This window comes from Thioclava sp. F34-6, from assembly GCF_002213235.1.
In the GTDB taxonomy this organism is placed as follows: Bacteria; Pseudomonadota; Alphaproteobacteria; order Rhodobacterales; family Rhodobacteraceae; genus Thioclava; species Thioclava nitratireducens.
The window spans coordinates 355,270-378,558 of sequence record NZ_NBOA01000001.1 but is presented as its reverse complement, the minus strand read 5'-3'; the positions used below and the strand labels follow the sequence as shown (position 1 = coordinate 378,558).

The window sequence follows — 23,289 nt, the reverse complement described above, 5'->3', positions numbered from 1 at the left end:
AGAGTGGGTCGCATTTTCCTATATTGCTGCACGTCTCGTTAAAGGACGCTTCATCATGCCCAAGGATCTGCCGCTCAATTCGCTCGGTTTCGCCAAACCGCCCGCGGACACCCGCGTCGTCGTCGCCATGTCGGGCGGCGTCGATAGCTCGGTCGTGGCCGCGAAACTCGCCGAGGAAGGCTATGACGTGGTGGGCGTGACGCTGCAGCTTTACGACCACGGCGCGGCGCTGGCCAAGAAAGGCGCGTGCTGCGCGGGGCAGGATATCCACGATGCCCGCCGCGTCGCCGAGGAGATGGGCTTCCCGCATTACGTGCTCAATTACGAGAACACGTTCCGCGAGGCGGTGATCGACGAATTCGCCGACGCCTATCTGGGTGGCGCGACGCCGGTGCCCTGCATCCGCTGCAACGAGCGCGTGAAGTTCAAGGATCTGCTGGAGACGGCGAAGGATCTCGATGCCGATTGCATGGCGACGGGCCATTACATCCAGCGCAAGGACGGCGCGGCCGGGCCCGAGTTGCATTGCGCGGCCGATCCGAACCGCGATCAGAGCTATTTCCTGTTCTCGACCACGCCGGAGCAGCTCGATTACCTGCGCTTCCCGCTGGGCCACCTGCCCTCGAAGGATGCGACGCGGGAACTGGCGGCGAAATACGGGCTGGCGGTGGCCGACAAGCCCGACAGTCAGGATATCTGCTTCGTGCCGAACGGGAACTACGCAAGCGTCATCGAGAAGCTGCGCCCCGGCGCCGCCGATCCCGGCGATATCGTCGACATGGAGGGCAACGTGCTCGGCCAGCATCGCGGCGTGATCCATTACACGATCGGTCAGCGGCGCGGGCTCGGCATCGGCGGACTGGAAGATCCGCTTTACGTTGTGAAGCTCGACCCCGAGACGCGCCATGTCGTCGTCGGCCCGAAAGAGGCGCTGTCGACCCGCACCATCCCCGTGCGCGAGATCAACTGGCTAGGCGACGAGCCCTTCACCTCGCGCGAGGAATGGCACCTGAAGGTCAAGGTCCGCTCGACCCGCCCGCCGCGCGAGGCGATCATCCGCCCCGTCTCGGAGACCGAGGCCGAGGTCGAACTGGTCGTGCCAGAGGAAGGCGTCAGCCCCGGACAGGCCTGCGTGTTCTACGCGCCCGAGGACAGCCGCATCTTCGGCGGCGGCTGGATCTACAAGAAGTAAGCCCGCAAACTGGCCGCAAACGGCACTGCGCGCGGCGAGCCCCTCCGGCTTGCCGCGCCAACGCGTTTTCGGATCGCTCAGACCGGCACGCCGCCGAGGCTCACCCCGTGCTTGCCGACCCGAGGCGTCACTTTTTTCCGACCGCCTTGGCGAGCGCTTCGCCCTCTTCGGTGGCAGAGCGCACCGCGCGTTCCGCGATCCCCGTCATCGAGGTGGCGAGCTTGGTCATCTCGGCGGTGTAATCGCTGGCCGTACGCTGCCAGAACTCACCCCAGAGCGTCATCGCGCGCATCGGATCGGCAGTTTCCGACAGCTGGTTGACCATCTCCTGATCACGCTCGAACCGGGCTTTCAGGAATTCGAGCAGTTCGATGTTCTGCGCGATCATCGATTCCATCATTTTGAGCTGCGGTGCCATCACCGAGCTTACCGAACCCATATCCGGCACCGGCATGCAGCCGGCCATGTTCATGCCGGGTGGGGATTTCTTCTCTGCCATGTAAGCCTCCCTTGTGACTGGATAGCGCAACCCTAACATGGGCGCGCCGAAGATCGTTTGATTTGGAACAATCGTCGCGCGAAAAGCTTGCCCTAGGGCGATTGCCGAAAATTTGGGCCGGGCGCGCGCCCTCGCGTATGCATTTCGAGCGTTACCGTAAGTGAAAGACCGATGGCCGAGCCGCTTCTGATCCCGCGCCCCGAGGGGCTCTATTGCCCGAGCGGCAATTTCTACATCGACCCGAGTCGTCCCGTGGCGCGTGCGCTGATCACGCATGGCCACGCCGATCACGCGCGCGCAGGCCACGGGCATGTACTGGCCACGCGCCAGACGCTGGAGATCATGGCGATCCGCTATGGCGAGGATTTCGCAGGACAGCGGCAGGCTTACGAGGGGCCGCTCTCGGTGGGGGGCGTGGATGTCAGCTTTCATCCGGCGGGGCATGTGCTCGGCTCGGCGCAGATCGCGATCACGCATAAGGGGCAGCGCCTCGTGGCCTCGGGCGATTACGCGCGCGTCGCGAACCCGTCCTGCGCGCCTTTCGAGCCGGTGCCATGCGACACGTTCATCACCGAGGCCACCTTCGCGCTGCCGGTCTTCAAGCATCCCGATCCTGCCGAAGAGATGGCGAAGCTGATGGCCTCGATGCGCGCAGCCCCCGAGCGACCGCATCTGGTGGGTGCCTATGCGCTGGGCAAGGCGCAGCGCGTCATCATGCTCGCGCGCGAGGCGGGCTATGACGCGCCGATCTACATCCACGGCGCGCTGCAGCGGCTCTGCGACTACCACCTGGAGCAGGGCATCCCCTTGGGCGATCTGCGCCCCGCCACGATGGACAAGGCAGAGGCGCGGGAGCTGCGCGAGGCGCTGGTGATCGCGCCGCCCTCGGCCTTTTCTTCGCCTTGGGTGCAGCGCTTCGCCGACCCGGTGATCTCTTTCGCCTCGGGCTGGATGCAAATCCGCGCCCGCGCCCGCCAGCGCGGGGTCGAGCTGCCGCTGGTGATCTCGGACCATATCGACTGGGTGGACCTTACGCGCACGGTGCGCGAGATCGACCCGTCCGAGCTGTGGATCACCCATGGCCGCGAGGAGGCGCTGATGCGCTGGGCGGAACTGGAGGGGCGCGTGGCCCGTCCGCTCCATCTTGTGGGCTACGAGGAGGAGCCAGAATGAAAGCCTTCGCGGTCCTTCTCGAACGTCTCGCCTTCACGCCGGGGCGCAACGCCAAGATCGACGCGCTGGCCGATTACCTGCGCCACGCGCCCGACCCCGAGCGCGGCTATGCGCTTGCGGCGCTCACCGGAGAACTGGAACTGGGCCGCGCGCAACCTGCGGTCCTGCGCGCGATGGTGGGCGAACGGGTCGATCCCGAGCTGTTCGCGCTGTCCTATGACTACGTAGGCGATCTGGCGGAGACGATCGCACTCATCTGGCCGCAGGAAGACACGCCCCAGGACCTCGATCTGGTGGAGATCGTCGAGACCCTGCAGGACACGCCCAAGACCCGCGTCGGGCCGCTGATCGCCGGGTGGCTGGACCGGCTCGAGCCCTCGGAACGCTATGCGCTCTTGAAACTCGCGACCGGGGGGCTGCGCGTGGGCGTCTCGGCGCGGCTTGCCCGGGTGGCTCTGGCCTCGCTCGGCACGCCCGAACTTGAGGAGATCGAGGAAATCTGGCACGGGCTATCGCCGCCCTATCAGCCGCTTTTCGACTGGATCGAGGGCGGCGAAAAGCCCGAGCGCGCGGGCTTCGCGCCGTTCCGGCCGGTGATGCTGTCGACGCCGACCGATCTCGACGCGCTCACCGATTTGACGCCCGACGACTTCGCCGCCGAGTGGAAATGGGACGGCATCCGCGTGCAGGCCGTGGCCGAGGGCGGCGAGAGGCGGCTTTATTCGCGCACCGGCGAGGATATTTCGGGGGCCTTTCCTGATGTAGTCGCGCATATGGCATTCGACGGCGCGCTCGATGGCGAGTTGATCGTACGGCGCGGCGATCAGGTGGCGCCATTCGGCGATCTGCAGAAGCGGCTGGGGCGGAAGTCTCCGGGCAAGGCGATGCTCGCCTCCCACCCGGCGGCACTGCGGCTCTACGATATCCTGATCGCGGGCGAGGAAGATCTGCGCCCCCTGCCCTTCGAGGCCCGCCGCACCCGGCTGGAAGCGTTTGTTGCTGACCTCAACCCCGAGCGCTTCGACGTCTCGGAACTGCTGCCCTTCGACACTTGGGAGGATCTCGCCGAGTTACGCGAAGCGCCGCCCGAGGTGGTGATCGAGGGCGTGATGCTGAAACGTCGCGATACGCCCTACATGGCGGGCCGCCCCAAGGGGCCGTGGTTCAAGTGGAAGCGCGACCCGCGGATCATCGACGCAGTGATCCTCTATGCGCAACGCGGGCATGGCAAACGCTCGGGCTTCTATTCCGATTTCACCTTCGGCGTCTGGGAGGGAGAGCATCTCGTGCCCGTGGGCAAGGCCTATTCCGGCTTTACCGATGAGGAACTGCGCAAGCTCGACCGTTTCGTGCGCAATCACACGGTGGAACGCTTTGGCCCGGTGCGGTCCCTGTCGCCCGATCTGGTGGTGGAGGTCGCCTTCGAGGGGCTCAACCGCTCCACCCGACATAAATCCGGCGTCGCGATGCGCTTCCCGCGCATCTCGCGAATCCGCTGGGACAAACCCCCAGGTGAGGCCGACCGGATCGAGACGCTGCGCGCGATGCTGCCCGAGGTCGAGCAGCCCTAGCGGGTCATCACGTACGCCCCCGGCGCATCGCAGAGCGCGCGGTATTTGCGCCCCTTGCCCATCGCGGGCGGCGCGATCTCGGACCCGTCCCCGGTCTTGCGCAGCCATTTCGCCCAAGGCTCCCACCACGACCCTTCGCGGGGCGCACATTCCGAGGCCCAGTCCACGGCGGAGGGATGCGGCATGCCGGGGCGATGCTCCATCAGGCGGTAATGCGCCCGCGGCGCGCCCGGCGGACGCACGATCCCGGTATTGTGCCCGCCCGAGACCAGCGCGAAATTCACCGCTCCCGGCAGAGACCATGTCAGCTTGAAGACCGAGTGCCACGGCGCGATGTGATCAGCCTCGGTCGCGACGGCGAAGACCGGCGTCTCGATATCCTGCAGGAAGACCGGCACGCCGCGCGTATCCATGCGTCCCTCTGCCAGATCGTTGTCGAGAAACAGCCGGCGCAGATATTGCGAATGCATCCGGTAGGGCATCCGCGTCGCGTCGTGGCTCCACGAGGCCAGCGCGCTGTCCGTCTCGCGCTCGCCCATCAGGTAGGTATGAACCGCCTGCGACCAGATCAGATCCTTCGACTTGAGCATGGTGAAAGTGCCCGCCATCGCGGTCTTGTCGAGATAGCCCTCCTCCCACATCATATCTTCGATAAGGCTCAGCTGGTCTTCATTGGTGAACAGGCTCAGCTCCCCGGCCTCGGTGAAATCGACCTGCGCAGCCAGCATCGTCAGCGAGGCCAGCCGCTCGTCGCCATCGCGCGCCATCGCCGCCGCCGCGACCGACAGGAGCGTCCCGCCGAGGCAATAGCCCAGCCCGTGAACCTTCTCCGCACCCGTGATCGCGCAGACCGCATCGAGCGCCGTCATCACGCCCTTCTCGCGGTAGTCGTCGAAGCCCAGATCGCGGTCGCCCTCGTCGGGATTTTTCCAAGAGATCGCGAAAACGGTAAAGCCTTGCCCCACGAGCCAGCGGATCAGCGAATTCGTCTCCTCCAGATCGAGGATGTAATATTTCATGATCCAGGCCGGCACGATCAGCAGCGGCACCGAATGGACCTTCTCGGTGCGCGGTTCGTATTGCAGCAGCTCGATCAGATCGTTGCGCAGCACCACCTTGCCCGGCGTCAGCGCCACATCGGTCCCCGGGATCAGCGTGGGTTCCGGCTTGGTATCGCCGGTGAGCGCCTTGAACGCATCCTCGCCCCAATAGCGCGCCCCGCGCAGGAGGTTCACCCCGCCTTCCTTCAACGTCCGCTCGATCACTCGCGGATTGGTCGCGATGAAATTCGTGGGCGCCACCATGTCGAGCCATTGGCGCGCGTAGAACTGCATCATCTGTTCGTGCCGGGCCTCGACCCCGCGCACGTCCGTCGTGGCGTTGTGCCACCATTGCTGGGCATGCAGGAAACTCTGCGCGTAGAGGGCGTACGGAAACTGCTGCCAGTCGGGCGCGGAGAAACGGCGGTCCTGCGGCAGCGGTTCGAGCGGCTGCGCCTCGACATCGTCGCTGCTGTGCGGCGCCATTGCGCGCAACAGGTGCATCCATTTGCGCCCGGCCTTCCAGCCAAGCTCGGCCTGTTTGCCGGGGCTGAGGGCCAGATGCGTCGCCCAATCGGCCCAGGCGAGGCTCAGCGAGATCGGAGACAGCCCGCCCTCGGCCCGGCCCATCAACGCGTGAGAGAGACGGTCGAGCGCCTCGAAGGAGGCCAGCGCCGCGCTGTGTTCCTCGGTACGGGGCTGATCGGCGCCCGCGAGCTTGCTCACCACATTGGCCGATCCCGCGCCCGCCGTCGCGCCCTTGCGCGGCGACACCTTGCGTGACGTCCCCTTGCGCGGCGGCATCTTGTCCCCGGCCAGATCCTTCATCCCGCTGTCTCCTGCCTGTGCGATTCCACGCCAAACCTAGCGCAGAAAGCATGACATTGGTTTGACCTGACGCAAGGGAGGACGCGCCCGCGGCACCTCACGGAAAACCGGCGCGATCTCACATGAACGGGAGGCAAATGAAATATCGGAACTGCGGCATTGCTGCATCGGTTCTCCCTGCACATCTCGAGACGCAAGGGCATAGGCAAGATGGCAGGCCGGGATACGCCACCCCCGGACATCGCCGTCGAGCGCAGATGCCTCGCGACATTCGGAAAGGCCGGGTTTCTCTCTCTCCCCCTCCCTGCCCGGGTTTCCGCGACGACCTGCTTCCGGGTTCTCTCGTCTCTCCTGCCCGGAAGCAGGCCCCATCACTCCCAACTCCCCGCCCGTTCTCGGGCGGGGTTTTTCTTTGCCGATCTCACCTGCGCGATAAAGCACGGCGCTCTGCGCGCGCCCGGCGGGGTGACACCGCGCGGCAAAGTGCTAGCTATGCCCGGTCATGCTGAGCAGGCTTCGCGAAAATATCATTCCGCTGACGGTGGCGCTGTCGCTCCTGATGGAGCTGATCGACGCGACCGTGCTGGCCACCGCGATCCCGGTGATCGCGCGGGACCTCTCGGTGCCGGTGCTGTCGCTCAAGATGGCGATGGCGACCTACCTGATCGCGCTCGCGGCCTTCGTGCCGATTTCCGGCTGGATCGCGGATCGGATCGGCGCACGACGAACGTTTCTGGCCGCGATGGGTGTGTTTCTCGTGGCCTCGCTCCTCTGTGCGATCCAGACGAGCGTGACAGGGCTCGTGCTGGCCCGCGCGCTGCAGGGCATCGGGGCCGCAATGATGAGCCCGGTGGGCCGGCTCATCGTGCTGCGCCACACCTCCAAGGAGGAGATGACCCGCGCGATGGTCTATGTCACCCTGCCCGCGCTGATCGGCCCGGCGCTGGGCCCCTTCGTCGGCGCGACGGTGACGACCTTCCTTGGCTGGCGCTCGATCTTCCTGATGAACCTGCCACTGGGCGCGCTGGCGATCTGGCTGACGCTGCGCCACATGCCCGCCGACGGCCCGCCCGAGCCGAAACCATTCGATTTTCCGGGCTTCGTGCTCTCTGCCGTAGGTCTGGCCTCCGTGATGACAGGGTTTTCCGCGTTGGGCGAGCATATCCTGCCGTGGCAGGCCGCAGTCGCCCTCAACGTCGCGGGCGTGGCCCTGCTGGTCCTCTACTGGCTGCGCGCGCGCAATACGTCCGAGCCGCTTCTCGATCTGCGGCTGTTCCGGCACAGGACGTTCGACGTTTCGATCACCGGCGGGCTGATATTCCGGCTGTCGAACGGGGCGATCTCGCTTCTGCTGCCGCTGTTCTTCCAGCTGGGGCTCGGCGCTTCCGTGATGGTTTCCGGTGCACTGACGGGTCTGAACGCGGTGGGCGCGGTCAGCCTGCGGACATTCGTGCCGCGCATCCTCGATCGGTTCGGCTTCAAATGGGTGATGATCTGGGCCGCCGTCATACGGGGCGCCACGATCTTCGGCTTCCTCACCGTGACCACCATCCATGACTGGCAGTTGATCCCGCTTCTGCTGATCGGTGGCGCCGCGCAATCGGTGGTCTTCACCGCGATCAACTCCATCGGGTTTGCCGATCTCGACCTGCGCGAGATGAGCCCCGCCACCGCCTTCACCGCGATGAGCCGTCAGGTCTCGCTCGCGCTTGGCATCGCGCTGGCGGGCGTGGTGCTGGAACTGACCGCCGGGGCGGCCGCAACCACCACCGGGGCCGAGATGATCCCGATCCACGCTTTCCTCTGGGGATTTGCCATCGCAGGTGCGACGGGGCCGCTCTCGGCGCTTTATTTCATGCGCTTGCGCCGGGGCGACGCCGACGGGCTGCGTCGCAAGCGCCGGACGGTAGAGCCCTACGGCTCCTCGCGCGAACGCTTCCACGCTCCGCAGTCCAAGGAGGCGCGCGAAGCGGCCGAGTGAGCCTCCAAGAGAGCAGCCGGAAAATCGGGGATGCACAAGGCGTTGAGCCGGTGTAGCGTGGCGCCATGATCAAGCTCGACCCCCGCGATATCGAAATTCTGCGCGTGCTGGCACGCGAGGGCCGCATCACCAAGGCGGCGCTGGCCGAGAAGATCAACCTCTCGCCGACGCCCGCATGGGACCGGCTGAAAAAGCTGGAGAAGGCGGGCCTCATCGCTGGCTATCGCGCGACCTTCAACCTCAAGAAGCTCGGGCCGCATGTGACGCTGTTCGTGGCCGCCGAACTGGCCGATCACACCGCCGCCAGTTTCCAGACCTTCGAGCGGTCGCTCGATCAGCACCCTGAGGTCGTGGGCTGCTGGGCTCTGGGCGGCGGCTTCGACTACCTGATGCAGATCGTGACCCGCGACATCGACGCCTATCAGCGGCTGATCGACTCGATGCTGGACGCGCGGATCGGGATCGCGCGCTACTTCACCTATATCGTCACGAAGGAGGTGAAGAACGCCGCCATGCCGCCCTTCGACCTCTTCGCAGACCAAATGGACTGACGGTCGGCGGTATTTCAGCCCAAATGCGGGGCCCGCGCAGCCCATTCGGACTATTACCCTGTCAAAACGGGCGCAGAGTGATCTCAACCAAGGAGGTCTCTCATGCTCGATACCGCCATTTCCGCCCGTCCCGATATCGCCGACAAGCGCCTTCTGCGCAGCTTTGCCTATGTGAACGGTCGCTGGGTCGCGGGCGAGACGGGCGAGGTGATCCCCGTCACCAACCCCGCCAACTCGGAACGGCTGGGCGACATCACCGCACTCAGCCGCAGCCAGTCGCTAGAAGCCGTCGATGCCGCACAGCGCGCGTTTCTCGATTGGTCGACGACGCTCCCGCAGGAGCGCTCCGCGATTATGCGCCGCTGGTTCGATCTGATCATCGAGGCCAAGGATGACCTCGCGCGGATCATGGTGCTCGAACAGGGCAAACCGCTGAGCGAAGCCATGGGCGAGATCGACTACGCGGCGAGCTTCATCGAATATTACGCCGAAGAGGCCAAGCGCCCGAATATCGAGGGCGTCACCTCGCATCTGCTTGACGCAGAGGTGGAGCTGTGGCTCGAACCGGTGGGCGTCGTGGGCCTCGTCACGCCTTGGAACTTCCCCGCCGCGATGCTCACCCGCAAGGCCGCCGCCGCCATCGCCGCAGGCTGCACCGTGGTCGCGCATCCCTCTCACGAGACGCCCTATTCCGCGCTGGCGCTGGCGGAGCTGGCCGAACGCGCAGGACTTCCCGCAGGCGTGTTCAACGTGCTTACCGGCCACGCCGCCGAGATCGTCGAGCCTTGGGGAGAAGACACTCGTGTTCGCGCGCTGTCCTTCACCGGCTCGACCGAAGTAGGCCGCCTGCTCTATCGCCAATCGGCTCAGACGGTGAAGCGACTGGTCCTCGAACTGGGCGGCCACGCCCCGGTCATCGTCTTCAAGGGTGCCGATCTGGACCGGGCAGTGGAAGAGGTCATCAAGGCGAAATTCGCAACCTCCGGTCAGGACTGCCTCGGCGCGAACCGCATCTATGTCGAGCGCCCCGTCTATGAAGAATTCTGCCGTCGGTTCACCGAGGCCACACAGGCGCTGAGCGTGGGCATCGGCATGGACGACCCCGATATCGGACCGCTGATGAACGAAAAGGCCGTCGCCAAGCAGGAAGAGCATGTCGCCGACGCGCTGGCCAAGGGCGCGAAACTGGCCTGCGGTGGCAAGCGGCTCGACCGCGGCCCGCTGTTCTTCGCGCCGACCGTTCTCACGGATGTGCCCGACAGCGCGAAGATCATGCAGGAGGAAACCTTCGGCCCGGTCGCTCCGATCACCGTCTTCGACACCGAGGAAGAGGTATTCGATCGCGCCAACGCTACCGAATACGGGCTCGTGGCTTACGTCCATAGCCAGAACCCGAAACGCATCTACCGCGCCACCCGCGCGCTGCAATTCGGCATGGTCGCGGTCAACCGCACCAAGGTCACCGGCGCGCCGATCCCGTTCGGCGGCATGAAGCAGTCCGGCCTCGGCCGCGAAGGCTCGCGCCGCGGAATGGAGGAGTTCATGGAAATCAAATACGTCTGCCGCGACTGGGGCTGATCGCCCCGCCCGCCCGGACGCCCCAAGACAAGAAGAAGGAGAGAAAATTGCTGACCAATGACCAACTCGACAAGTGGGATCGCGAAAGCTTCTTCCACCCCTCGACCCATCTCGCCCAGCACGCACGCGGCGAGTCCCCCAACCGCATCGTCACCGGCGGCAAGGGCGTCTTCATCGAGGATCGCGACGGCAACAAGCTGCTCGATGCCTTCGCAGGCCTCTATTGCGTGAACGCGGGCTACGGGCGCACCGAAATCTCCGAGGCCATCGCAGAGCAGGCGAAGGAACTGGCCTATTACCACGCCTATGTCGGCCACGGCACGGAAGCCTCGATCACGCTGGCGCATATGGTCCTCGACCGTGCGCCCGATCACATGTCGAAGGTCTATTTCGGCCTGTCGGGCTCGGATGCGAACGAGACCAACATCAAGCTGGTCTGGTATTACAACAACATCCTGAACCGCCCCGAGAAGAAGAAGATCATCTCGCGCTGGCGCGGCTATCACGGCTCGGGGCTGATGACCGGCTCGCTCACGGGGCTGGAGCTGTTCCACAAGAAGTTCGACCTGCCGCTGAGCCAGGTGGTCCACACCGAGGCGCCCTATTACTTCCGCCGCCCCGATGAGGCGATGTCGGAAGAGGCCTTCACCGCCTATTGCGCCACGGAGCTGGAGCAGCTGATCGAACGCGAAGGCGCCGACACCATCGCCGCCTTCATCGGTGAGCCGGTTCTGGGCACGGGCGGCATCGTGCCCCCGCCGAAAGGCTACTGGGAGGCGATCCAGAAAGTGCTGAACAAATACGACATCCTGCTTATCGCAGACGAGGTCGTGACCGGCTTCGGACGTCTGGGGAGCATGTTCGGCTCGGATCACTACGGCATGAAGCCCGACCTGATCACCATCGCCAAGGGTCTGACCTCGGCCTATGCGCCGCTCTCCGGCACGATCGTGAGCGACAAGGTCTGGAAAGTGCTCGAGCAAGGCACCGACGAGAACGGCCCGATCGGACACGGCTGGACCTATTCGGCACACCCGATCGGGGCGGCGGCCGGTGTCGCGAACCTCGAACTGATCGACAAGCTGGGTCTGGTCGAGAATGCGGGCAAAGTCGGCAAATACCTCAATGACCAGATGCGCGCCGCCATCGGCGAGCACGCGAATGTCGGCGATATCCGCGGCGAAGGGATGCTCTGCGCGGTGGAATTCGTCTCGGATCGCGACAACCGCACCTTCTTCGACGCCTCCGACAAGATCGGCGCGAAGATCGCAGGCGCGATGGTCGAGCGTGGCGTGATCGGGCGTGCGATGCCGCAGGGCGACATCCTTGGCCTCGCCCCGCCGCTGTGCCTGACCGAGGCAGAGGCCGACAAGATCATCGAAGTCACCGCCGATGCCGTGAAATCGGTGCTGGGCTAAGGCCCCTCGGCAGGGGGCGTCTTACGAGGCGAGCTCTGCCAGCCATGCGGCAATCGCCGCGCGGCTGTCGGGATCGGGCGAATGATGCGAGACGATGAAATCGTCGAGCCATTCGCGCCGCTCCTCCGGCGTCTTCGAACCGAGCGCCCAGCCGAGCCGTGCCATCAATCGCTCCGCATCGCGATGACAGCGCGCACAGGATTGCGTGAAAAGCTGCGCCGGATCGGGTTCGGCCAAAGCGCTTCCCGCCCAAAATGTCAGCGTCATCACCAAAAAGACGCGCATCACGCCCTCCCGAGAAACTCCAGAACCGAACGCGCCGCACGAAGGCCGGGCGGTTCGCCGCCCTCGCCCAAACGGCGCATCACCTCTTCCATCGCGGCCATCTGCTCGTCACGCGCCGCGTCTTCTTCCAGCAACTCCAGCATCTTCGCCGAAATCTCGCGCGGCTTGCATTCGGGGCCGAGGAATTCCGGGATCACCCGCGTGTCCGAGACCAGATTGACCAGCGTCACAGTGTCGATCTTGAGCATCCGCGAGATAATATGCCAAGTCAGGAAATTCGCGTCATAGGCGATGACCATCGGCACCCGGTTCGCCGCCAGCTCCAGGCTGACGGTCCCCGAGGCCGCCAGAGCGATATCGGCGGCGGCGAAAGCCGCGCGCTTGTCATCGGCATTCTCGACCACGATCGGCGCGACCGGCCAGCGCGCCGTCATCTCGCGCACCATCGGCGCCACGCCCCGCACCGTCGGCAGCACGACGCGCAGCCCCGGCTCGCGGTCGCGCAGCTGCATCAGCGCCTCGTCGAACCGTGCCCCGAGCCGCTTTACCTCGCCGCGCCGCGAGCCCGGCAGACACAGCGCCAGCGGTTGATCCTCGCCGATCATATGGGTCTCGCGGAAGGCCGCCGCGTCCGCACCGGTCGCACGCGGTTCGGCGACGACGGGATGGCCCACGAAATCGCAACTCATCCCGGCGGCTTCCATATAGGGCGGCTCGAAAGGCAGCAGCGCGAGCACGTGATCGACCACCCGCGCCATCTTCTGCGCACGCCCCGGACGCCACGCCCAGACCGAAGGCGCCACATAGTGGATCACCTTGAGATCAGAGCTTTTTTCCTTCACCAGCCGCGCGACGCGAAGGCAGAAATCGGGACTGTCGATGGTGATCAGCGCTTCGGCGCCGCTATCGATCACATGATCCGCGGTCTCGGCGATGCGACGTTTCAGATGGCGGTATTTCGGCAGGACTTCCATCAGCCCCATGACCGAAAGCTCTTCCATCGGGAAGAGGCTGGTCAGGCCCTGCGCGCCCATTTCCTCGCCGCCAATGCCGGACCATTCGACCTGCGGCGCAAGCTCGTTAATCCCCGCCATCAGGGCGCCGCCGAGCTTGTCGCCCGAAGCCTCGCCCGCGATGACGTAGAGCCTCATGACGCCCGCGCCCAGAGAAAGAGGCCCGCTTCCTCGGCGGCCTCGATGACCGCGTCGCGGTCGAGAAGCATCACGCCGCCCGCCTCGAAGGCGATGCCGGACAGGCCAGCAGCAGCGGCGTTCTTCACCGTCTCAACGCCAATGGCGGGCAGATCGGCGCGACGGTCCTGATCGGGTTTCGGCGCCTTGTAGAAGACCCCTTTCACCGCCTTAAGATCGCCGCGCAAGCCTTTGTGGTGACGCACGAAATCAAGCATTGCATCGGTGCCCGGCAGTGTCTCGACGGCAAGGCAAAGCCCGCGCCCAACGACCGCCCCTTGACCGATATCCGAAGCCCCAAGCGCGGCCACGATTTCGGCGCCACGCTCGGCGTCGTCTTCGTCCACGGCGGACGGTTTGCCGCACAGCACCCCCGCCTCGGGCAGCAATGCCGGCACTATTTCATGCGCGCCGACGACCTCCAGATCGAACTCCTCGAAGACCTCGATCACCGCCCGCAACGTCGCATCGTCGCCCGCCTGCATCGCCATGGCGAGACGCGGCACCAGTTGCGCCGAGCGCGGATCGAACTGCTCGGGGTCGATCGCCGGTCGCTGCATCGCGCCGGCGAACACCACTCGCTCGATCCCGCGATCGGCCAGTTCGTCGAGAAACGGCACCAGCCGCTCGATCCGGAATCGCAGGTGATCGCCATCCAGATCGCAGGGCGCGCCGATCATCTCGCAAACGAGGATGTCCGGCACGGCCTCTTGCACGATCGCGGGCAGACGGCCAGAGCCGGCGATCAGCGCGGTATGCTTGCCCCCGCTCATTTGCCGGGCGTCAGGAAGCTGCGCTCGGACGGGCCGAGGATGAAGTCGAGCACTTCGCGCGCCAATTCGCCCTCGACACCCTCATCGGACAGGGTTCGCGCGCTTTCGCGGAAGCTGCCCTGACCGAGCGCCTCGACGGTCTTGCGCAATGCCGAGATTTCCTCGCGCGGGGTTCCACGACGCTTCAGGCCCACGAGGTTCAGCCCTTCGAGCCCGGCGCGGGGCCCTGCGACCAGCGCGTGCGGAATAACATCCGCCGTCACCATCGACAGCGCGCCGATGATTGCGCCGCGCCCGATGCGGACGAACTGGTGCACGCCCGAGAGGCCCCCGACGATCACGTCATCGCCCAGCACGCAATGCCCCGCCACCGCGACCGAATTCACCAGAATGACCCGATCGCCCAGCTTGCAGTCATGCGCGACGTGGCACGACGACATGAAGAGCCCGTCATCGCCGATCTCGGTCAGCCCGCCGCCGCCCTCCGTGCCGGTATTCATCGTCACGTATTCGCGGATGCGGTTGCGCTTGCCGATCTTCAGCCGCGTCTTCTCGCCGTTGAATTTCAGATCCTGCGGGATCTGCCCGAGCGAGGCGAAAGGAAACACCTCCGTCTCGTCGCCGATCTCGGTCGCGCCTTGCACGACGACATGGCTTTGCAACGACACGCCGCGGCCGAGCACGACCTCGGGCCCGACCACGCAGAACGGACCGATCCGGCAGTCCGGACCGATCACCGCCCCGGGCTCGACCACCGCGGAGGCGTGAATCTGCGCGCTTGGGTCAATGCTCATGCATTCAGCCCTGAAGGTCCATCATCGCGGTGAACTCGGCTTCGGCGGCCAGTTCGCCATTCACCGTACCCCGGCCCTCGAATTTCCAGATCTTGCCGCCGCCACGCTTCACGGAGACGTGCAGCTCCAGCACGTCGCCCGGAACCACCTTGCGACGGAACTTGCACTTGTCGATACCCATGAAATAGGTCAGCAGCGGCTTGTCGATCACGTCGAGCGAAATCCCCACGACGACCGCCGAGGTCTGCGCCATCGCCTCGACGATGGTGACACCGGGCATGATCGGCTCTTCCGGGAAGTGGCCCTGGAAATGCGGCTCGTTCGCGGTGACGTTCTTGATTCCGACCGCGCCCTTGTTCGGAACGATGTCACGCACCTTGTCGATAAGCAGGAACGGATAACGATGCGGAATGATGCGCTTGATGAGCGACAGATCGGCTTCGGTATAGGGGGCGGGTTCGGTCATGAGCTGTCCTCGTTCTCGGGCAAATTGCGCCTGCGGCCGCATTAGGGCGCCGCATCACGCAATCGTCGCTTTTGGCTTGTTGCTAGCAATCGCGGCCTCGCTTGGCAAGCAGCGCGCGCCTGCTATTGCCCCGGCTTGGTGTCCGTCGGAGTGGCCTGAGTACCATCTACCACCGGCAGACCGAGCGGCAATCCGGGCGCATCGCGGGTCGCCCCGTCCAGCGTGGAATTGCCGTTGCCCTTGGGCTTCGTGTTCGGCGTCGTGTCCACGAAAACGCCTGCCTCGCCACTCGAATCCGTCGTCGCGCCATTCGCAGGTTGATCCGGAGCGGGCTGGGAAGGCGCCGCCTGACTCGAAGGCGCGGGCGTATCGGTCGCCGCACCCGCGCTGTCATTGGAGGCGGGCGGGACCAGAGGCGTCACGCGCCCGGCCCCGTCGCCGATTTCCTTATCGACCCGCGCGCCGAGTTCCTGCGTCACGTCGGCCTGCGCGAGCCCGCGGATGATCGCGCGGGAATCGAGCACCACGACCGCACCGCGCGCCCGCAGTACCTCGTCGAGCAACGGCACCACCGTTTGGACGAAGGTCTGGTGCTCCTGATTGAGCTGGCGCTGGATCGCATCGGCCTTGGCCTTCTGGGCCTGACGAATATCGGTTGCCCGCTTGTCGAACGCATCGGCGGCTTTCTGGAACGCGTCCGAAGGCATCGTCAGCCTCTCCTCGGTGAGCTTTCGCTCCTCCGCCTCGAGCTGACTCGCGATCCGGTCGTTTTCCTTGCGTAGCGCGCTTGAGGCGGCCTGAATCTCGGATTGCACCCGCTTGCCCCACAGCGAGTTGTCGTAAAGCTTCTCCCAATCGAGGGTCAGAACCGCGCTCTGTTGTGCGCGTGGCCCCAAGGCCTGCGCGTCGGGAGTCTGACCTGCCGATTGCGCGACAGCCGCGCCGGGCCCGAAGGCCAGCGCGGCTGCGATAAGGGTGACGGAGATACGGCTCAGACGCATCGCGCGCCCTTAGAACTGCGTGGAAAGAGACAGATCGAAGTTCTGCGTCTTGTCGTAGCTTTCTTTCTTGATCGCGCGCGAGAAGTTCAGACGCAACGGACCGATCGCCGATTTCCAGAACAGAGATACGCCGACCGCGGAACGGACATGCATCGAGTCGTCGACCTCGTTACCGCCAGTGCCGCTGGTGTCATCCAGCCCCCAGACAGAACCAACATCCCAGAACACGCCGCCGGTGATGCCGTACTCTTCGGGCAGACCGATCGGGAACTCCGCTTCGACCTTGCCGACCCAGTAGTAGTTGCCGCCGAGCGCGTCTCTGTTCGCTGCATTGAGATCACGCGGACCGATACCGTAGCTCTCGAAGCCGCGGATCTGGCTACCCGAGAAGCGTTGCAGGATCGTCGAACCACTCGTGGCGTCGACCGCACCACCTTCGAGCGAGGCGCGCAGCGTCGCTTCCTCGTTGAAGATCTTGCGCTCGCCGACGATCTTCGCGGTGGTCTGGCCACCTTTCACGTCACCGCCCACGCCCCAGAACTGCTGGTCGACGTTGAAGCGCCAGGTGAAACGCGGGTCGATCTGTTCGCGCGAGGTGTCGTAGCTGTAGCGCAGACCCGGGCCGCTGTACCGCTGCGAGCCCTGGTTGGTTTCTTCACGCTGCAGGATTTCTGAGGAGTCGGTCGGCACGTTGTTCAGCGTGTCTTCGCCGATCTTGTAGCTCACCTGCAGCCGGCCGCGCTCGGAGACCGGGAATTCCAGCGCCGGTTCGATGCTGATACGGCGCGTGTCGTAATTGGTGTTCGTGGCCGAGCTGGACGTCGCATAGATCGCCGAGAATTTCAGCGCCACGTCACGGCCGAGGAAAGCCGGCTCGACGAAGCGGATGCTCGAGCTGTTGTTGTCCTTGGTCGTTCCGAGCGACAGGCCGAGATATTGCCCGCGGCCGAGGAAGTTCTTCTCTTCCAGCGAGGCGTTGAAGCCGATCCCGTCGGTCTTGGAATAGGACGCGCCGAAACCGAGCGAGCCGGTGGGTTGCTCCTCGACGTTCACGTCGACCACGACCTGATCGGAGTTGCTGCCCGGCTTGGTGTTCACGTCGACCGACTTGAAATAGCCGGTGCCACGGATCCGGTCAGCCGCGTTCGAGATCTCGCGCGGGTTGTAGGGGTCGCCTTCGACGGTGCGGAATTCGCGCCGGATCACCCGGTCGAGCGTCGCCGTGTTGCCTTCGATGTCGATGCGCTGCACGAAGACGCGCGGGCCACGGACCAGAACGAAATCGACATTGACCGACTGCGTGCGCGGGTCTTCGGTGATGCGGGGATCGACGCGGACAAATTGCACGCCCTTCTTGATCGCAAGCTGTTCCATCCGGGTCACGGCCAATTCGATCGCCTTTGGCGAGAAGGTCTGACCTTGGCGGATCTTGGTGAGCGGCGCGAACTCGTCAGGCGCAAGCCCGTCGATCTCGGAGCTCGTGTTGATCGCGTTGAAGTGGTATTTCTGCCCTTCGATGATGTTGAAGGTCATGAAGAACGCATCGCGCTGACGCGACATCTGCGAAGACACGCCGGTGACCTGCACGTTCTTGTAGCCGCGCGCCTGGTAGAACTCGATCAGTTTCTGACGGTCGACCGGAATGCGGCTTGCGTTGAACGTGTCGTTCTTCACGAAGGTGCGGAAAATCCCCGCCTGCTTCGTCTCGAGAACCTGACGCAGACGACGATCCGAGAAGGAGCGGTTGCCAGTGAAAGTCACACGTTCGATCGAGGTGACTTTGCCTTCCTTGATCTCGAAGGCCACGTCGACGCGATTGTTGTCGCGGCGAATGACCTTCGGCACGACACGCGCGGCCATGCGGCCATCCTCGGAATAGGCACGCGCCAGACGCTGGGCGTCGGCTTCGATCTGGGCGGGATTGTAGACACGGTTCGGCTTCGCCTGAATGATCGCGGCGAGCTGCGCATCCTTGATGATCTTGTTGCCTTCGAAATTGATCACGCTGATCGTCGGATATTCCGTCACGGCGATCTTGAGCGTGTTGCCCTGCGGCGTGATCGCAACGTTTTCAAACAGGCCGGAATTCGTCAGGCGCTGGTAAGCCGCGTTCAGATCGGCGGCGGTGACGGGCTGATTGCGGGCGATTCTGGCGAAGGACAGAATCGTCGCCGCGTCGACGCGCTCGTTACCGGTGATGACCACCTGCGAGAAGCTGTATTGCTGCGCCTGAGCGATCACGGGAACCGCGAGGCAACTCATTGCAACTGCTGGAAATACTACGCTGGCCCGCAGTGCCTTTCGCGTCGCACAGAGTCTCAGCATAGTTTGCACGCTCATCGACATCGCCCTCTCCCGCCGGAAGTTCACTTTTCCCTTTGGTTAGGGTGGTAGCGAAGGGCGTAACCGATGTCAAAGCTGGGATGGCCCCTCGGCCCCGAGATTTTGTGGACCGCGATCATCTTGCCACGAAGGAAAGGGCCGCGAAGGCGGCCCCGGGATCAAGGAAGAACGGATTTTGCGGGCGTCGCGCCCCTGTCGGCTCCGGCTCAGATGCGCTGGAAACTCGAAGCGTCGCCGCCGAGAATGTCGATCAGTTGAACACCGATCAGAGCCGCACCGAGAAGCGCGACCAGAACCGCCGCGATGAACAGCAGCCGGTCCCCGACAATATCCACCAAGGGGCGGAGTTCGCGATAGTGATGCGCGATGATCTCGGACATGGGTGGTCTCCTTCGCGCGAGTTGCGCCTAAAGGCTCCCTACCCGGCCTTCATGTCGGCATTGCGAGGCAAATGTGGCGAAACCGCGGCACCGCCCGCTCGCGCGCCCATCAGGCCCCGCTCAGTCAGGCCCCGCTCAGCAGGTCAGATCGTTCCACAGCCCGAAGACCATCAGCGTCAGCACCAGCGCCAGCCCGATCGACATGAAGACGTTCATCAACTGATCGGAGGGCGGCTTGCCCGTGATCGCTTCGTAGAGGTGGAACATCAGGTGGCCGCCATCGAGCACCGGGATCGGAAAGAGGTTCAGGAAACCCACAGCCGTCGACAGCACCGCGATGAACCAGATGAAGTCGAGCATCCCCGATTTCGCCGCCGCAGCCGAAGTCTCGGCAATGCGCAGCGCGCCGGTGAGATTACAGCTCGAAATCCGCTGCGCGATCATCGCCTGAATGCCCGAGACCGATTGCGTGATGATGCCCCAGGTCTGGGTCACGCCACCCACCAGCGCATCGACAGGGCCGACCGATTGGGTTACCGGCTCGAACATGAACGAGCCCGTGGCGCCAATCAGGAACCGGGTCTCGAATTGTCCGTCGCCCACCGGCAGATCGGTGCGGCGCGGCTCGAGCGTCACGGAGAACGTCTTGCCCGCATCTCCCTCGGGCCGCCAGATATCGAGCGCGACCGGCTTGCCCGCGCCCGCTTTCACCGCATCCTGCAGATCGATGAAACGATAGACCGGCTTGCCGTCGATCGCCGTGATCACGTCGCCGGCCCGCAGCCCGGCATCATAGGCGGCCGAGCCGGGTTGAACGCCCGCAAATCGCGCCGGGAAAAGCTGCGGTCCCGTGGCGTCGGTTTTGCTGCCATCGCGGGTTACGGTGTAATCGAGCGTCGGCCCTGCGGGCAGTTGATCGACCACGTCGGAGAGCGCTTGATAATCCGGCGTCGGCTTGCCCGCCACCGCGTCGATCACGTCGCCCTGTTGCAGATCGCCTGACCCACCGGGCAGCGCCACGACAGTCTGAATCGCGGGCGTCTCGGTCGCCTTTCCGGCCCAGAGGCTCAATCCCGCGATCACGAGGATAGACAGAATGAAGTTGAAGACCGGCCCTGCCGCCACGGTCGCGGCCCGTGCCCAAAGAGGCGCGCCATGCATGGTGTGGCGGCGTTCCTCGGGGCTCAGGTGCTGCATCTCCTCGACATCGACCCCGGCCGAGGCCGCGTTCGCATCGCCCAGAAACTTGACGTAGCCGCCCAATGGCACCGCCGCGATCTGCCAGCGCGTGCCATGCTTGTCGACGCGGCTGATCAGCTTCGGCCCGAAGCCGAGCGAGAAGACCTCTGCCTTGATCCCGGAAATCCGTCCGATGATGTAATGGCCGTATTCATGCACCGCGACGATGATCGAGAGCGCGACGACGAAGGCCACCACGGTATAGAGCAGATTTCCGAATTGGGGCAGCAGGTCCAAAACTCAGATCCTTCCGTGTTCACAGATCGCCATTGCGCGCGCGCGCGCCTCGGCGTCGCAGCTCAGAACCATATCGAGGTCTTTTGCCGCGATTCCAAGCCCCTGATCCCGCGACATCTCGCCCAAGGTGGTCTCGACCAGCGCCGCCATGTCGAGAAATCCGATACGTCCCGCGATGAACAGATCGAGCGCCACCTCCTTGGCGGCGTTGAACACGGTGCCCGCCAGACCGCCCGTCTCCATCACCTCGCGCGCCAATCGCAGCGCGGGAAACCGCTGCAGATCGGGGGTGCGGAAATCGAGCTGTCCGATCTTCGCCAGATCGAGCTTCTCGACCGGAAGCGGCTTTCGCGCGGGCCAGTTGAGCGCATAGCCGATCGCATGGCGCATGTCGGGCACACCCATATGCGCCATCAGCCCGCCATCGTGGAACCCGACCAACGAATGGACGATGCTCTGAGGATGCACGAGGACTTCAATCTGCTCTGGTGCGAAACCGAAGAACTCTTTCGCCTCAATAATTTCCAAGGCTTTGTTAAACATGGACGCGGAGTCGATCGTGATCCGCTGCCCCATGTCCCAATTCGGATGCGCCGAGGCCTCTGCCACGGTCGCATGGGCCAGCTTTTCCATCGGCCAGTCGCGGAATGCGCCGCCCGAGGCGGTGATGATAACCCTCTCGACCGCGGCGATATCCTCGCCCACGAGCCCTTGGAAAATCGCCGAATGCTCACTGTCCACCGGCAGGATCGTCGCGCCATGGGTGCGCGCCTCGGCCATCAGGAGCGGCCCGGCGGTGACCAGCGACTCCTTGTTCGCCAGCGCCAACGTCGCCCCTTGCGAGAGCGCCGCGAAGCCGGGTGCGAGCCCCGCCGCGCCGACGATCCCCGACAGAACCCAATCTGCGGGGCGATAGGCCGCCTCGATCAAAGCCTGCGGCCCGGCGGCCACCTCGATCCCGGTCCCGGCGAGTGCATCGCGCAAGGCGGGCAGGCAATCGTCGAATGCGGTTACGGCCAGATCGGCTTTCAGCGCCACGGCCTGCTCGGCCAGTCGCGCAACATTGCGGCCCGCACTCAGCGCCACAACGTCGTAGGCTTCCGCCCCGCCCTGTGCCATCAGCAGATCAAAGCAGCTTTCGCCGATCGAGCCGGTCGCCCCGAAGACCGAAACCTTCCGCATCGTTCAGCCTTCCGTCAGCGGCAGGGTCGTCACCTGCGAGATCAGCATCAGGAACACGACGGCCCCGGTCAGCGCGTCGAACCGGTCGAGCACACCGCCATGGCCCGGGATCAGAGAGGAGCTGTCCTTCACCCCGGTCGCGCGCTTGATCGCGCTTTCGGCGATGTCGCCCAGCTGGCCCGCGAAGGCCAAAAGCGGCGAGATCCAGATCATCGCGAGACCGCCGCCCATCTGGGCAAAGACGAAGCCCACGAGCGCCGCGCCGACCCAGCCGCCGATCGTGCCCGACCATGTCTTCTTCGGGCTGACCTTGGGCCAGAATTTCGGTCCGCCGACCGTCCGGCCGACGAAATATCCCATGATATCAGAGACAACGACCACCGCGACGATCCATGTGATCGCACCCAGCCCCGCGCCCTCTCGCAGCGCCACCAGCCCGTATCCCGTCAGCATGATCGCCAGCGCATAGGCCGCGCCGATCCGGCGCCGCCCGGTGCAGATCACCGCCGCCATGATCGGTACGATCAGCAGGTAAATCAGCCCGTAAGGTTCGTGGATCACGAAGACGAAGGTCAGGGTCGCCGCCGCCACGAGCCCCAGACCCACGGCTTTGCCGGGGCGTTCGGGGCGCAGCATCTCGGTCAGCTCCCAGACCATCAGCCCGGTGACGAGCACCGAGAGCGCCGCGAAGACCGGCCCGCCCCACCAAATCGCGGCAAGCCCGATCGCCACCATTGCAAGCCCGGAGGCGAGCCGCGGGACGAGATCGCCCCATTTGCCGGTCCGCGGCTGACGGGTCACGAGGCGACCCCGCCGAAGCGCCGCTCGCGCCCGGCGAACCGCTCGAGGATGTCCGCAAGCTCGGCCGGGGTGAAATCGGGCCAGAGCGTGGGCGTGAATTCATATTCGGAATAGGCCGCCTGCCACGGCAGGAAATTCGAGGTCCGCGTCTCGCCCGAGCTGCGGATCACCAGATCGGGATCGGGCATCCCCGCGCTGTCGAGCCGGGCCGAGATCAGGGCCTCGTCGACCGCATCGACATCGATCTTGCCCGCGGCCACGTCACGCGCGATGGATTGCGCGGCGCGCTTCAGCTCGTCGCGCCCGCCGTAATTGATCGCAACCGCCAGCGTCAGCTTCGAATTGCCCTTGGTGCGGGCCTCGATCGCGTCCATCGTCTCGCGCAGAAGCGGGTCGAGCGGCGTCCGGTCCCCAATGAAGCGCAGCTCGACGCCCTGACGCGACAGCTCCGCCGCCTCGCGTTTGATCATAAGCCGGAACATCTTCATCAGACCGAGAACTTCCTGCGTCGAACGCTTCCAATTCTCGGTCGAGAAGGCGTAGATCGTCATGTAGCGGATGCCGAGGTCGGGCGCGGCCTGCACGACCTTCTTGATCTGCTCCGCCCCCTTGCGGTGACCGGCGAGACGCGGCCAGCCCCGCTGGGTGGCCCACCGCCCATTGCCATCCATGATGATCGCGACATGCAGCGGCGCAGGCGCGCCGCCGTCATGCCCCTGCGGGGTTTGGGCGATATCGGGAATGCTAGGGGCCATCGGCGATGTGAT

Annotated in this window: 21 protein-coding genes; 7 read left to right on the top strand and 14 right to left on the bottom strand. The window is 65.0% G+C overall.

Annotated features, from left to right (window positions below; genetic code table 11):
- The first annotated feature begins 55 nt into the window (after positions 1 to 55).
- Positions 56 to 1,192, top strand: coding sequence for a tRNA 2-thiouridine(34) synthase MnmA (gene mnmA / locus B6V72_RS01745; RefSeq protein ID WP_088734376.1), 1,137 nt, complete (start codon positions 56 to 58; stop codon positions 1,190 to 1,192).
- 127 nt (positions 1,193 to 1,319) lie between these two features.
- On the opposite strand, the gene B6V72_RS01740 is transcribed toward mnmA, so the two are convergent.
- Entirely contained in the window at positions 1,320 to 1,691 is a 372-nt protein-coding gene (locus B6V72_RS01740) for a phasin family protein (protein WP_075774876.1), read from the bottom strand.
- Between the two features lie 171 nt (positions 1,692 to 1,862).
- Between B6V72_RS01740 and B6V72_RS01735 the strand changes: the two genes are divergently transcribed.
- Positions 1,863 to 2,864, top strand: coding sequence for a ligase-associated DNA damage response exonuclease (locus B6V72_RS01735; RefSeq protein ID WP_088734374.1), 1,002 nt, complete (start codon positions 1,863 to 1,865; stop codon positions 2,862 to 2,864).
- Positions 2,861 to 4,435, top strand: a complete 1,575-nt coding sequence (locus tag B6V72_RS01730; RefSeq protein ID WP_088734372.1) for a cisplatin damage response ATP-dependent DNA ligase — start codon at positions 2,861 to 2,863, stop codon at positions 4,433 to 4,435. Before B6V72_RS01735 ends, B6V72_RS01730 begins: the two co-directional genes overlap by 4 nt.
- On the opposite strand, the gene B6V72_RS01725 is transcribed toward B6V72_RS01730, so the two are convergent.
- The gene (locus tag B6V72_RS01725) at positions 4,432 to 6,303 is read right to left on the bottom strand and encodes an alpha/beta fold hydrolase (RefSeq protein WP_088734370.1); all 1,872 of its coding nucleotides are present in this window, start codon (positions 6,301 to 6,303) and stop codon (positions 4,432 to 4,434) included. The two genes, B6V72_RS01730 and B6V72_RS01725, sit on opposite strands and share 4 nt — an antisense overlap.
- A gap of 502 nt (positions 6,304 to 6,805) precedes the next feature.
- On the opposite strand from B6V72_RS01725, the gene B6V72_RS01720 reads away from it, so the two are divergent.
- From B6V72_RS01720 to B6V72_RS01705, 4 genes are all read left to right on the top strand, one after another.
- A complete protein-coding gene (locus B6V72_RS01720; protein WP_088734368.1) occupies positions 6,806 to 8,284 on the top strand; it encodes an MFS transporter in 1,479 nt (492 codons plus the stop codon).
- A gap of 68 nt (positions 8,285 to 8,352) precedes the next feature.
- On the top strand, positions 8,353 to 8,835 hold the full coding sequence (locus tag B6V72_RS01715) for an Lrp/AsnC family transcriptional regulator (RefSeq protein WP_075775114.1): 483 nt from the start codon (positions 8,353 to 8,355) through the stop codon (positions 8,833 to 8,835).
- Between the two features lie 102 nt (positions 8,836 to 8,937).
- Complete coding sequence (locus B6V72_RS01710; RefSeq protein WP_088734366.1) at positions 8,938 to 10,413, top strand: NAD-dependent succinate-semialdehyde dehydrogenase; 1,476 nt, start codon at positions 8,938 to 8,940, stop codon at positions 10,411 to 10,413.
- Between the two features lie 47 nt (positions 10,414 to 10,460).
- The gene (locus B6V72_RS01705) at positions 10,461 to 11,831 is read left to right on the top strand and encodes an aspartate aminotransferase family protein (RefSeq protein WP_088734364.1); all 1,371 of its coding nucleotides are present in this window, start codon (positions 10,461 to 10,463) and stop codon (positions 11,829 to 11,831) included.
- Between the two features lie 21 nt (positions 11,832 to 11,852).
- On the opposite strand, the gene B6V72_RS01700 is transcribed toward B6V72_RS01705, so the two are convergent.
- The 12 genes from B6V72_RS01700 to uppS form a co-directional block, all read right to left on the bottom strand.
- Complete coding sequence (locus B6V72_RS01700) at positions 11,853 to 12,116, bottom strand: hypothetical protein (protein WP_088734362.1); 264 nt, start codon at positions 12,114 to 12,116, stop codon at positions 11,853 to 11,855.
- Complete coding sequence (gene lpxB / locus B6V72_RS01695) at positions 12,116 to 13,267, bottom strand: lipid-A-disaccharide synthase (protein ID WP_088734360.1); 1,152 nt, start codon at positions 13,265 to 13,267, stop codon at positions 12,116 to 12,118. The genes B6V72_RS01700 and lpxB overlap by 1 nt, the downstream gene beginning before the upstream one ends.
- Positions 13,264 to 14,079, bottom strand: a complete 816-nt coding sequence (gene lpxI / locus B6V72_RS01690) for a UDP-2,3-diacylglucosamine diphosphatase LpxI (protein ID WP_088724344.1) — start codon at positions 14,077 to 14,079, stop codon at positions 13,264 to 13,266. The genes lpxB and lpxI overlap by 4 nt, the downstream gene beginning before the upstream one ends.
- On the bottom strand, positions 14,076 to 14,873 hold the full coding sequence (lpxA, locus tag B6V72_RS01685; protein WP_088722817.1) for an acyl-ACP--UDP-N-acetylglucosamine O-acyltransferase: 798 nt from the start codon (positions 14,871 to 14,873) through the stop codon (positions 14,076 to 14,078). The genes lpxI and lpxA overlap by 4 nt, the downstream gene beginning before the upstream one ends.
- Positions 14,874 to 14,877: 4 nt before the next feature.
- Positions 14,878 to 15,339: a 3-hydroxyacyl-ACP dehydratase FabZ gene (gene fabZ, locus B6V72_RS01680; RefSeq protein WP_075774887.1), complete on the bottom strand. Its 462-nt coding sequence runs from the start codon at positions 15,337 to 15,339 to the stop codon at positions 14,878 to 14,880.
- A gap of 122 nt (positions 15,340 to 15,461) precedes the next feature.
- Positions 15,462 to 16,340, bottom strand: a complete 879-nt coding sequence (locus B6V72_RS01675; RefSeq protein WP_088734358.1) for an OmpH family outer membrane protein — start codon at positions 16,338 to 16,340, stop codon at positions 15,462 to 15,464.
- Positions 16,341 to 16,349: 9 nt separating this feature from the next.
- A complete protein-coding gene (gene bamA, locus B6V72_RS01670) occupies positions 16,350 to 18,602 on the bottom strand; it encodes an outer membrane protein assembly factor BamA (RefSeq protein ID WP_088734356.1) in 2,253 nt (750 codons plus the stop codon).
- A gap of 287 nt (positions 18,603 to 18,889) precedes the next feature.
- Positions 18,890 to 19,063 carry a hypothetical protein gene (locus tag B6V72_RS19105; RefSeq protein WP_157771582.1) on the bottom strand — a complete coding sequence of 58 codons (174 nt, stop codon included), beginning with the start codon at positions 19,061 to 19,063 and terminating at the stop codon, positions 18,890 to 18,892.
- A 135-nt stretch (positions 19,064 to 19,198) separates the two neighbouring features.
- Positions 19,199 to 20,539, bottom strand: coding sequence for an RIP metalloprotease RseP (gene rseP, locus B6V72_RS01665; protein WP_233243035.1), 1,341 nt, complete (start codon positions 20,537 to 20,539; stop codon positions 19,199 to 19,201).
- Positions 20,540 to 20,542: 3 nt separating this feature from the next.
- On the bottom strand, positions 20,543 to 21,721 hold the full coding sequence (gene dxr / locus B6V72_RS01660; protein ID WP_240497670.1) for a 1-deoxy-D-xylulose-5-phosphate reductoisomerase: 1,179 nt from the start codon (positions 21,719 to 21,721) through the stop codon (positions 20,543 to 20,545).
- A gap of 3 nt (positions 21,722 to 21,724) precedes the next feature.
- Positions 21,725 to 22,522 (bottom strand): phosphatidate cytidylyltransferase, encoded by a 798-nt coding sequence (locus tag B6V72_RS01655; protein ID WP_075774892.1) that lies wholly within the window; start codon positions 22,520 to 22,522, stop codon positions 21,725 to 21,727.
- The gene (gene uppS / locus B6V72_RS01650; protein ID WP_088734353.1) at positions 22,519 to 23,277 is read right to left on the bottom strand and encodes a polyprenyl diphosphate synthase; all 759 of its coding nucleotides are present in this window, start codon (positions 23,275 to 23,277) and stop codon (positions 22,519 to 22,521) included. The genes B6V72_RS01655 and uppS overlap by 4 nt, the downstream gene beginning before the upstream one ends.
- Between the last annotated feature and the right edge of the window lie 12 nt (positions 23,278 to 23,289).